This is a genomic window from Pedobacter cryoconitis (assembly GCF_014200595.1).
Lineage (GTDB): Bacteria > Bacteroidota > Bacteroidia > Sphingobacteriales > Sphingobacteriaceae > Pedobacter > Pedobacter cryoconitis_C.
Map to the genome: position 1 here is coordinate 352,431 of NZ_JACHCG010000004.1, position 12,567 is coordinate 364,997.

The window sequence follows — 12,567 nt, forward strand, 5'->3', positions numbered from 1 at the left end:
GTTTACCCTTTTACGCTATGCTTTTCTTTAACCAGATTAATCAGTTCTTCAACGGTAACCGTTGAAAGGTCTTTATGGAACTCGTCGGCACCCGGCAAATTCTCTTCCGTTCCAATACCTATTACAGCCATTTTCGCTGCGATTGCTGCCTGCACACCTGCTGCTGCATCTTCAAAAACGATACAATCAGCTGCTGCTGCATTCAATAATTCCGCTCCTTTAATGAAAACTTCAGGATCAGGTTTTGAAGTGGTTACGGCATTGCCATCTACAATAGCATCAAAGAAATGTGCCAGCTCCGTTCTTTCCAGGATTAAGCCTGAATTTTTACTTGCCGACCCCAATGCGATTTTAATACCCTGCGCCTTTAATGCTTTTAACAAGTCTAATGAGCCTGGCAAGACCTCCGAAACAGACATCTTACTGATCATTGCAACATACCAGCTATTTTTCAAAGTCGCCAGTTCTTCTTTCTCAGCAGTAGTTTTGGTTACTCCTCCCCAGTTTAAAATCATATCCAGAGAACGCATTCTGTTTACGCCTTTCAGCTGTTCATTTTGCGCCTCAGTAAAATCAAAACCCAATGAGTTAGCCAGTTTTTTCCATGCCTGATAATGATAAACAGCCGTATCTACCAATACGCCATCCAAATCAAAAATGCACGCTATAGTTGTATCTTTCATATTAATTCAATTCTAGTACCAGTGTTGTTTTAGCAGGGACACTGATGTTCTTCACCGTATTTATTTTCTCTCCGCTGATCACGTTGATCGCCGAGCTTGTATTTTTCATTCTTTCTGCAAACCTTGAAGTATCCAGTATTTTGGCTTTATCTTCACTATTTAAGATCACCATCACGTCTTTACCTTGCTTTCCTTCAGTAATATACCTGAAATAAACATACAGACCATCTTCAGGAACAAATTGCATCATTTTTCCAGTTTGCAGTGCTTCACTCTTCGTACGGTAAACAGCCAGTTTACTTACATAATTCCAGGCTTCATTTTCTTGTGGCGTACGTCCGGCAGCCGTAAACTTATCTTTGGTATCCCCTTTCCATCCACCCGGGAAATCTGAACGGACCAAACCATCAGGATCAGAAAAATTCTTCATCAGAATTTCTGTTCCATAATACAGTTGAGGAATACCGCGCATCGTCAATAAAACCGCCATACCCGATTTATACTTGTTCATATCTTCCTGGATCATCGAATAAAAACGGCTCATATCATGGTTATCCCAATAGATAACGTTGCGCGTTGGATCCTGATACAGGAAATCTTGTGAAATCACATTATATAATCTGAAGATACCATCTGTCCAGCCATTTTTGCTATTTAAAGCTTCATAAACAGCACTTTTCATCATATTATCAGTTACACCCGGTAAATGCGTATCAAAACCTCTGTTCACTGTATTTCCTTGCGTGAAATAAGCTTGTGAGGCTACTGAATTTACCAGAGTCTCGCCGAAAATAGATAAAGAAGGAAATTCAGCTTTCAATTTTAAAGCCCAGTCAGCCATATATTCCGGATCATTATAAGCATAAGTATCCAGCCTTAACCCATCAATTCCAGCATACTCTATCCACCAGATATGGTTTTGAGTAAGGTAATTCTGTACATAAGGGTTTCTTTCATTCAAATCAGGCATACTGGGTACAAACCAGCCGTCCAGTTGTTTTTTTCTATCTGCTGCTGAAGCATGCGGATCCATGACCGGTTCATCGCGGTAGCTCGTTTGTGTATAAGCCGGCCATTGATTCACCCAGTCTTTCATTGGCATATCTTTAAAGATCCAGTGTCCTGTTCCAATATGATTATGCACAATATCTTTAATAACTTTCATGCCTTTAGCATGTACCTTGTCCACATAAGTTTTATACAAGGCATTTGTTCCGTAACGCGGATCAATTTTATAATGATCAGTTACGGCATAACCATGATAAGACGCTGAGGCCATATCATTTTCTATTTCTGGTGTCATCCAGATCGTGGTCACTCCTGTTGCTTTTAAATAATCCAGGTGATTGATCACCCCCTGGATATCTCCTCCATGACGGTAGTACATAGAATCACGGTTCATCTTGGTTTCTGCGAGCCCTTTAACTACGTCATTTGATGGATCTCCATTGGAGAAGCGGTCAGGCATCAGCAAATAAATAAAGTCTTTATTGGTGACCCCCTGAATTCTTGAAGCAGACTGATCTCTGTTTTTCAGTTCATAACTATACTCCGATACTTTCTTTCCTTTATCCATAAAAGAGATTGGAAATTTACCTGCCTTAGCTTCCGCAGTAATCTCCAGATCAATAAACAGATAATTCGGGTTCTCTACCTGATGCACTTCTATTAATTTTACCCCGGGATAATTCAACTGTACTTTATAGTCAGTTATATTTTTGCCATGAACCAAGAGCTGGAGCTTTGGGTTTTTCATTCCTGCCCACCAGAACATTGGTTCTACATGGTCCAGTTTTACCTGTGCCCATGCATTTGCAGTAAACAGAACAAATAGTACAATTAATAGTTTCTTCATTTTTAAGAGTTGAGGATCGAATTTGTAAAACGGGATTAACGAATGAAATGCCCTGAATCATCATCAGGGCATTCCGGTATTTTTATTGTTTAATAATTGTGTACGTATAACTACCCGGCACACTCAAGTTCAGAGTGATCTTATAATTACCCGCAGCAGCTACAGGAATGTTATCACCTCCATATTTTAAATGGCCATCGGCAGGCTTGTTATCACCGAAATTAATCGTATAGTTACCATTGGCCCTGAACTTAAGTTCACCGGCCGATAAAACTTTGGTTACCGTCCAGACTTTATTTGCTGCATCGTAAGTCATCGGGGTTTCATTGTCCCATGATCCGGTTGCATCGCCAATAACTGCCCAAACCGTTTTGGTAGCTGTCCAGGTTAATCCTTTAGTATCCGCTTTCAGTAAATAATAACCAGCACCTGCAACTTTAAGATTATCACCTGACCCTGCGATAAACGTACCAGGGCTTAAAGTACCATAATTGATGTGGTTAAAATCAGGAGCAGAAGTAAATTTAAACTCATTGCTGGCATCTGGCAGATTGATATAGCCTTCATATTGCTGATCGTCTTTAACAGAAGCGATCGTTACTGCTGTTGCACCCGACCAGTTGGAATAAGCACCGATCACGTATAATACCGGGGTTAACTTGATAACCTGGTATGGCGTAACCACAACCGGAGTAATACCAGAATAAGCAGGTGCATAAGCATCACCAATACTCGCTTTAATCCGGATTTCAAGTTTACCGGCCACATCAGGCTTAAAACCCATTTGAACTAATATAGTATTCAATTCTACAACAGTAAATGTTTTAGTCAGAACCTGCGCTAAAGCAATCTCTACTGGTTTTGCGAAATTCTTTCCTGCACTATCCAGCTGCACGGTGTAAGATACACCCGCATTGTAACCAAATGAAGAGGCAGTCCAGTTCAATACCGTCGCTGGTTGCGCAGAATTGGCCACCGTCAAGACCAGGTTATTTTGTGAAGACGTTAAAACTGGTGCAGTACCAGTACTGGCCACCACTTTAGTTTCATCCTTTTTACATGACACAAATAAAAGCAGGAACAAACTATAGACCATGCTTTTGATAAATAATGATTTCATCTCTATAATAGATTTTAAATTAATAACCAGGATTTTGAGTCAGATTAGGATTGGAGATTAAATCTGCCGATGGCAATGGGAAAATACTACGTGTTGATTCTGTACCACGTCCAGCTTTAACACCCCCTTTATAAGGCCATAGATAAGAAGCATCAGTAAATTTGCCAAAACGTACCAGATCTGTACGTCTGTAACCTTCCCAGAAAAACTCTTTAGCTCTTTCAGCTAAGATATTATCCAAAGTCAATGAGGATACGTTTCCTGAATCATTACCATAAGCACGGTGACGTAAAAGGTTAACGTAAGTAACAGCCTGGCTCAATGAACCACTACCACCACGTAAAACAGCTTCAGCATAATTCAGGTAAGCTTCAGGTAAACGGAATAAAGGAAAATCTATAGAACAGAAAGTCCCGTTGTTTGAAGGCGCAGTAACATTTGCCTTGTTCACGTTTCTGAACTTTATAGCACGTAAACCATCAGTAAACACACCCACGTCATCATTCGCAACTTTATCACCAAAAAACATCGCTCTGGAATCCGGATTAGTAGTAAAAGCACCAGTAATACCAAATATAGCAGGTAACGTTGAGCGCGTACGAATACCACCCCAGCCACCACTTGGAACACCAAAATTCGCAGGGTTCATATCACCATTGATAGAAGCATTGGTCAGGAAAGTTGTCCCTCCAAAATTCTGAGTCAGCAAACCATCATAGTTGATAGACAAGATCACTTCAGGATTATTCAGATTATTATCAGCAAGAAATAGATTTTTGTATACAGGATTTAATGAATATCCAGCTCCGATTACTTTACTCGCATAAGCAGCAGCCTCTGTATTTTTAGCTGTTCCTGTATAAACTGAAGCATTCAGATAAACGCGGGACAATAATATCTGGTCCGCTCCTTTTGTTACTCTTCCATAGTCACTAGTAGCTGGTAACTCAGATTCTATCGCTAACAATTCACTTTCCACATATTTAAATAAATCTGCACGTTTGATTTGCTGAGGGGCAACTTTACCAATCTCATTTGCTTCTGTAATAAATGGAGGATTACCATAAAGATCCATTAATACCCAGTATTGGTAAGCACGTAAAAATCTTGCTTCTGCTCTGTAAGCTGTAATATTCGTGGCATCTGCGCCAGTGATATTACGGGAAGCCAGTTTATCAGGTGTACTTTCACGTAAAAACTCATTGATTACAGTGATCTGGTATAAACTTCTTGTATATAAACCACGAAGGATCACATTATCTGAAGTGTAAGTCTGAAAATTTAAGTCATAAACTCCAGGATCATTCCAAACACAAATTCCCTCATCGGAAGTTAGTTCCTGGGCATTCCAGTATAAACGAATAAAATCTGAGGCACCAGCGTCAATACCACCAAGGTCACTGCTTCCTGAACCGCCACCACCAGTGGTCGCAAAACTTCCGTAGATCTTAGCCAGAACCTGTTTGTACCCATCCGGAGTAGAATAAGCTACATCCGAGATGATATCATTAGTTGGCTTTAAGTTCAGGTCTTTTTTACAAGACGAAAAGGTAGCCAGTAATACGGCAGTTGCCGCAAATATTTTAAATAGATTTTTCATGAGTATGAAATTTTATTTTATCTGTTATGTGCTTAAAACCCTACGTTAAGACCTAAACTATACGTTCTTGGTCTTGGATATAAATTATAATCTATACCAGTAGTGCTCTCCGGATCAATCCCTTTATACTTAGAGATTATAAATACATTCTGAACGTTTGCGGTAATACGCAGATTTGCTTTAGAATTTGGTGACAAGCGGCCAAAATTATAAGCAAGACCAGCATTATCCATTTTCAGGAAAGAAGCATTGTGAATATAATAATCACTCAGGTATTGGTTATTTGTAAAGTTCGTATCGAAAAATGTGCTGCTTGCATTATTAATTAATCCACTAGGGCTCAACACATTCCTATTCACACCAAGATTAGAAGAAACATTATCATAGATATAGTTACCGATATTACCACGTAACACTGTACTCAATGTTAATTTTTTATAACTGAATGAAGTTGTGAAGCCTAAAATAAATTTAGGTACAGGAGATTTGTCAAAGTACCTATCCTGATCATTCACGATACCATCATTGTTCAGGTCAGCATACACGCCTTCAATAGGTTTTCCCTGCGCATTGTAAACCTGCTTATAAACAAAGAAAGAACCAGGATTGTAATTAGCAGCATTCCATTTCAGCGTAGTACCAGTTGCGCCTGTAATATCTCCGGCACCCACCTTAAAGTTAGGATCCGGATTTAAGCTTAAATTGGTTACTTTATTTTTATTGTAAGTAAAGTTAAAGCCCATATCCCACTTCACATCATCCGTTTTAATAATACCAACGTTGATACTAGCTTCAATACCTTTATTTTCCATGTTACCTACATTAGTTACCAATTGATTGCTAAAGTTCGTTCCAACCGCAATAGGCACCAGACTTAATAAATCCTTAGTCTTTTTGTAGTACACGTCTACACTACCATAAACTCTTCCGCCAAATAATCCATAATCAATCCCAGCGTTATAAGTCGTAGACGTTTCCCATTTCAGGTCTTTATCATATTGTATCGGCGTGAACATATGGTAAAACTGGTTTCCTATCTGGTACTGCGCTTCATTTACACTGGTATAGTAATTAGGCAGATAAGTATAATTACCAAAACCATCCTGCTGACCAGTCACCCCGTAACTTAAACGAAGTTTCAAATCAGAAAACACTTTACTGTCTTTCAGGAATGACTCATCAATTGCTCTCCAGGTAAATCCTGCTGATGGAAAATATCCCCATCTTCCTGCTTCACTAAATTTCGAAGACCCATCCGCACGCATTGTTCCTGACAAAATATACTTATCATCAAAAGTGTATACTAAACGTCCATAATATGATAATAATCGATTTTGCTGTCTGTCAAAAGGAAATACAGGTACTTTTTGTACATTCCCAACTGCGTTATAGTCAGTAAAATTATAGGTCGTAGTAGAATTCTCGTAGAAGCCATATCCCGCAGTTGCATTAATATTACTTCTGATGTCTTTCAAATCTTTAACATAACTAAAGAAAGCTTCAGCTACTTTGTTATGTTGAACAGCCTCATATTGTGTAGCTGTTCCTAAAGTTGCATTACTTTGTGCAGCATAGGCAGGGACCCTTACCGTTCCGTACCCTTTAGAAACATCGTATCCACCATTTACGTTGAAATGCAATTCAGGTAAGAAATGAAAAGAATAGTCCAGTCTTAAATTACCAAAACTTCTGTCCGCTTTACCATTATTCTGTTTTTCTTCAATTAATCCCAGTGGATTTTTAGGTGCATTAGGATTCAATTGTCCAGTAGAACCGATCCATTCATAATAGCCACCATACGCATTGTTTGCATATACTGGTTGTGTAGGGTCAAACGAAATTGCATTAGATACCGCATCTGTATTTGCAAAACGTGTTTCACTTAACGATCCTTTTAAGTTTAAATCAACTTTCAGATGATTATCAAAGAAAGTAGGATTTAATGTAATTCCGGCAGTAGCCCTTGTCATACGATCGGTACGTAATAAACCTTTCTGATCAAGGTAACCACCAGAAATCCTGTAAGGGACTTTTTTAAAGCTTCCGGAAATACTTAAATTATTATCTGTTGTGAATGCATTGTTATAAATTACATTCTGCCAGTCTGTATTAGCTGTTCCCAACAATGCTTTCTGAGCAGCAGTACCATTCGCGTTTACATAATCACGAATCTGATCCGCACTTAATACGCTGACCTTTTTTGCCACAGTTGCATAAGAGTTCACAGTACTGAAATCAATTGAAAGTTCACCAGATTTACCTTTTTTAGTGGTGATCAGAATAACTCCGTTTGAAGCTCTTGATCCGTAAATTGCAGTTGCGTTCGCATCCTTCAATACGGTAAAAGTTTCAATGTCATTTGGGTTAATTAAGCTTAAAGGATTACTAACACCTGCTATCACATTACCACTTACCGCACCAACGGTCAGATTGTTTCCAAAAGGAACACCGTCAATAACGATCAAAGGATCATTACTTGCAGTCAGAGAAGCGCCGCCACGAATACGGATCACACTTCCTGATCCTGGCTGTCCTCCATTGGATACAATAGATACACCAGCAACTTTACCTGCAATTAACTGCTCAGGAGAAGTAATGTTACCTGCCTGGAAGTCTTTGGAGCTTACTGTAGTAATTGATCCCGTCAGGTCTTTTTTCTGTGAAGTACCATAACCGATTACGACTACTTCATTTAAGTTCTGTGCATCTGGCTTCAGCGAGAAATTTGCTACTGTATTTCCCTTTACTGTAACGTTAAGATCAAGAGAGCTGTAGCCAATATAGCTTGCCGTTAAGGTAACCGGACCATTAGGTACACCAACGATTTTGAAGTTACCATTGGCATCCGTACTAGCGCTTCTGCCCTGGCCTTTAACCAGTACCGAAGCTCCCGGAAGTCCAAGACCGGTTTCATCAATAATTTTACCAGTTATTGCACCGGTTTGTGCTTGTACTGCCAATGCTGATATAGTTAAAACCAATAGCAAACAGTACCTCATCACGTAAAATACTTTCATATTTAATAACTTATTTAGGTTATATATTTGGATAATATAGACTGTGTATCACACACATCGTAAATTTACATTCGAGGATCATATTTCAAAATTTAATATCAAATAATTTTTTAACACAATATTTAATATTACAAAAAGACCAAAATACCTTAATAAATTCTACGTGTTTTTCCAACGCACACCTCCAAAACACTAAATCAAAAAACTGTAAATCAACAATTTAGCTCTGATTCAAACCTAATAAAAGTGTTTTTTTTACACTAAGTCTTTTTCAGATGAATTTCCGGGAACGATACCGGGAACGTTCCCGAAGTAAAGGAACCTTATTAACAATGGCGACAGGAAAAAAAACTTAAATTCTGCGTATTTCCGGAGAACCCAGGAAATTTCTGCTTAAAAAGTCTCGATTTAGTAATAGAAATTTAACGTTTTTTTAACGGCAGAACAGCGGTAGAATTCCGCTTCATTAATTTAGAGTCAAGTACTATTTTTTCATTGACATTTACCGACTCCGGGTGTTCCAGCATCTTGAATAAAAGCGATGCTGCCTCCACCCCTATCGTTGTAGCCGGCTGAGTCACCGTCGTTAAAGAAGGGTTAAGCAACGGCGCTATTTCCAGGCTTGAAAAACCCACCACTTTCACCTGATCAGGGATAGTAATTTCCAGATCATGACAAGCATAATAAGTGGCAAATGCCAGACGCTCAACCGAAGTAAAGACCCCATCCGGCTTCAGCCTTTTGAACATATCCTTCAGAATTACATTATTCCGTTTATAACTATTCGTGCAATCCACGATCAGCCTGTCATCAAAAGGGATATTATATTTTTCAAGTGCATCCAGATAACCCTGCATCCTGGTTTTACCAATCGATAAGTTCTTATTGATAACCAGGCACGCGATCCGTTCACAGCCCTGCTTAATTAAATGCTGAACCGCCGAAAAGCTACTGTCATAGTCATTGGTGATCACCCTTGGTGTAATAATATCTTCATAAACCCGGTCAAAGAAAACCAGTGGTAACCGCTGCTGATTCAGCTCATTCAGATAATTATGATCATTCGCCTCTCCCGATACCGACATAATAATCCCATCTGCGCGCCCATTGTGTAAATGCCTGATAAAAGATACTTCTTTCTCATAATCATCATCTGTAGCATAGATCAGAATATGGTACCCCTTAGCTCTGGCTACGCCTTCAATCCCATGAATTACCTGTGAAAAGAAATGATTGGCTAATTCGGGAACAATAACTGCGATCGTTTTACTGCGCTGTTCCCTTAAATTGCTTGCATAATGATTCGGCTGATAATTCAGCTCTTTAGCCGCAGTCAGAATCTTATCCTTCGTTTCTTTGCTAATATCACTATTATCCCGAAAAGCCCTGGAAACAGTTGAAGTCGATAAATTAAGCGCTTTCGCCAGTTCTTTGATATTGATATTACGCATCTACGCTTTTGCAATTATTTTTTACAGCGTAAATATAACCGAAAATCAGTAACCTCTCCTAATTTAAATAGAGTTGCCCTACCTGAGTCCTCTCTTTTCAGAGGACAGCGCACCAGTCCATTATCTGACGATATAGCTACCAGAAATAAGTCAAAAAAAGAGCCTGAATACACCTGTTGCAACTCATTGACAATCAATGCACTAGACCTACCTTGTTCAGACGTCATTCGGAGAGCTTTCACAGGCCCTTCAAACTTCACCCAATCGCTATCGAATAACAACTAAACTAAAGGTGAATTATTTTTTAAACAAAAATTATTTACTACACTATTGTTTAATATTTACGTATATTGTTGAAACTAACCAAACAAGATTATGGCAATTTTACAGGAAGGCTCTTTATTAGCAGGTATCAGAGGAAGAATAGGAAATATTGTGATTTATGAATGGAAGAATAAGATATGTGCCCGCACATTACCTGCAAAGCAACATAAAAAAAAGGTTAGGACTATCCCTCAGCAGGCACAAAACGGCAAAATGAAGGTATTAACCCCCTTTTTAAAAAATGTTAAGCCATTCCTGAGAACAGGATTCAAACATATAGCAGAAGAGCGGAACATTACTGCAAACAATGCCGCCAAATCTGTTAATCTGCTGCATGCAATTAAGGGAGAATTCCCGAACCAGGAAATAAACTGGAACGCTGTGTTAGTCGCAGACGGAGCACTGCTGAAACCCGAAAACGTAAAGGTCAACGTATCTGAAAACGCCTTTAACTTCACCTGGGATCAGGATATTACAGCTACAGGTAATCCAAACGACCGTACTATCATTTTATTATACAACAAAAAATTCGGGCGTGTGCATGCTAATTACAGCGGTGCACAAAGAGATGAACTCAGCCACAATTTTCCCATGAAACCCGGTTATATCAAAGATAACACTTATGAAGTATTCATCGCTTTTAAAGACATCATGAGTGACGAAGTTTCTAAAAGCGTGTATTGCGGAAGATTCACAAATTAAATTACCAGAACAGTATCACAGCCTGATCGTAGTGAGCAGGCAGTTCCTATCAAATACCATATTCCGCTAATCTTTCCAGCCGGTCAGGTATTCCTATTATCTATCCTGGCCATCCTGAATAACTATCCCTACAGGCAATCCTACCATAACTATCCCTACCTAGAATCCTACCTAACCATCCTGCCACCCCCCACTACAAATATGGAGATACCAGAAAAAAAAGCAATATACCAATGTGAGGACATTCATTCCGAGCCCTCTTCGGGCGAAGGCAATGTCGGCCGAACATGGTTATATTGCTTTTTTTTCGGATCGGAGGAACGACTTATTTATCCCACTTCCACTCCCCAGCAATCTTTAGCGGCTCCTCTAACTTATTCTGTCTCAAAAACCCTTTCAAATCCTCATCAGACTGTTTTCCAACCGGAAGCACCTTCGTATTAGCCAACCCATAAGTCAACATTGCACTATACCTGACCGTATTCTTCAAACCCTGCTCATCAACCAACTTGAAACTATCCCCATCAGAATGATAAAACTGTCCCGAATGATTAGGCAGTTCCCCACCAGCACCACCACCAGTAGGGATCCCTTCCAACATGAATGGCTGGTGATCACTATGCAACCACGCCCCAAAAACAAATACATTCTTGAAACCCGTATCAATCTTCACAATCTCCTCACCCCAACTCGTAAACAACCCCTTCATCTCAGCCCTGCTTGTTGCAAAACCCTTAGGATCGTTTGTCATATCATAATTCAACATAAACTTCACCTTACCCAGCTCACCCTTCTTCTCTGCCTGTGCGATATAAGCCTTAGAGCCTAACAGCCCCTGCTCTTCCCCCATAAACAAAATAAACTCTACCGTTCTCTTCGTCTTCAACTTCAGCGCCTTAAAAGACCTTGCCATATCCATTACCGCAAAAGAACCAATTCCATTATCAATTGCACCAGTAGCCAGATCCCAGCTATCCAGATGCCCGCCAACTAAAATCTTTTCATCCGGCAAAGAATCACCCTTTAAAGTGGCAATTACATTTCTCGCTTTAATCATACCCGAGAAATTCGTCATAGTCAAACTCGCAAACTGAGGCCTGGATTTCAACTCCTCCTTTAAACGCATTCCATCCTCTAACCCAATACAAACCGCAGGAATAGAAATTAACTTGCCCGTTACCGAAGCCGTTCCCGTCAACAACACACCGCCCTTAACCCCGTTAATAATGATAATCCCAACAGCACCATGACTAATCGCAAGCGCCGTCTTCTCAGAACGGTGTAAAGAAGCAGTACCCGCAGGAGATCCCGGTAATACCCCCAGGTAAACCAAAGCAATCTTACCTTTCACTAAACCAGCATCCTTCGTATAATCACTCTCCAAACCATTACCCAAATCAACCAGACCAGCCGAAACAGCAGACTTTACCGGAGAATGTGCCAAAGCCACAGAAGGAATAACCTTTAACGAACCAGTCCCATCACCTACTTTAGTTTCATTGCTGATTCTGCTCCAGCTCTCTACTTCGAAAGGCTGATAACGCACATCATATCCGTAAGATTTAAATAAATTAAAAGCATAAGCTTCCGCTTTGGCCCCATTTGCAGAACCAGTTAAACGGTGACCAATAGTTTCTGTAGCAGACTTCAAAGTGCTATAAGCCTTCGAATGTTCCTGTACATCTGTATTAATCTGACTAAAAGCTTTACCGAAATTATCCTGAGCATGTGCAGAAACTGCCAGCCCGGCGAAAAAGAGAGAGAAAAGTATCTTCATGGAAATATATTTCGATTAAAATAAGCTTTTAATTAAAA

At 39.7% G+C, this 12,567-nt stretch carries 8 protein-coding genes; 1 reads left to right on the forward strand and 7 read right to left on the reverse strand.

Annotated features, from left to right (window positions below; genetic code table 11):
- Nucleotides 1-2: 2 nt before the first annotated feature.
- The 6 genes from pgmB to HDE70_RS21365 all read right to left on the reverse strand — a co-directional run bounded on the left by pgmB (nucleotide 3) and on the right by HDE70_RS21365 (nucleotide 9,726).
- Nucleotides 3-683 carry a beta-phosphoglucomutase gene (pgmB, locus tag HDE70_RS21340; RefSeq protein WP_111633961.1) on the reverse strand — a complete coding sequence of 227 codons (681 nt, stop codon included), beginning with the start codon at nucleotides 681-683 and terminating at the stop codon, nucleotides 3-5.
- Between the two features lies 1 nt (nucleotide 684).
- Nucleotides 685-2,538, reverse strand: coding sequence for a glycoside hydrolase family 13 protein (locus HDE70_RS21345; RefSeq protein WP_183891769.1), 1,854 nt, complete (start codon nucleotides 2,536-2,538; stop codon nucleotides 685-687).
- 82 nt (nucleotides 2,539-2,620) lie between these two features.
- Complete coding sequence (locus HDE70_RS21350; RefSeq protein WP_183891770.1) at nucleotides 2,621-3,658, reverse strand: SusE domain-containing protein; 1,038 nt, start codon at nucleotides 3,656-3,658, stop codon at nucleotides 2,621-2,623.
- A gap of 19 nt (nucleotides 3,659-3,677) precedes the next feature.
- Complete coding sequence (locus HDE70_RS21355; protein ID WP_183865961.1) at nucleotides 3,678-5,258, reverse strand: RagB/SusD family nutrient uptake outer membrane protein; 1,581 nt, start codon at nucleotides 5,256-5,258, stop codon at nucleotides 3,678-3,680.
- 32 nt (nucleotides 5,259-5,290) lie between these two features.
- Nucleotides 5,291-8,275, reverse strand: coding sequence for a SusC/RagA family TonB-linked outer membrane protein (locus tag HDE70_RS21360; protein ID WP_183891771.1), 2,985 nt, complete (start codon nucleotides 8,273-8,275; stop codon nucleotides 5,291-5,293).
- A gap of 422 nt (nucleotides 8,276-8,697) precedes the next feature.
- A complete protein-coding gene (locus HDE70_RS21365; protein ID WP_183865963.1) occupies nucleotides 8,698-9,726 on the reverse strand; it encodes a LacI family DNA-binding transcriptional regulator in 1,029 nt (342 codons plus the stop codon).
- A gap of 375 nt (nucleotides 9,727-10,101) precedes the next feature.
- Between HDE70_RS21365 and HDE70_RS21370 the strand changes: the two genes are divergently transcribed.
- Complete coding sequence (locus tag HDE70_RS21370; protein WP_183891772.1) at nucleotides 10,102-10,752, forward strand: DUF6266 family protein; 651 nt, start codon at nucleotides 10,102-10,104, stop codon at nucleotides 10,750-10,752.
- A 325-nt stretch (nucleotides 10,753-11,077) separates the two neighbouring features.
- Here the strand turns inward: HDE70_RS21370 and HDE70_RS21375 are convergent, their stop codons facing one another.
- Complete coding sequence (locus HDE70_RS21375) at nucleotides 11,078-12,529, reverse strand: M20/M25/M40 family metallo-hydrolase (protein ID WP_183865966.1); 1,452 nt, start codon at nucleotides 12,527-12,529, stop codon at nucleotides 11,078-11,080.
- Nucleotides 12,530-12,567: the final 38 nt, after the last annotated feature.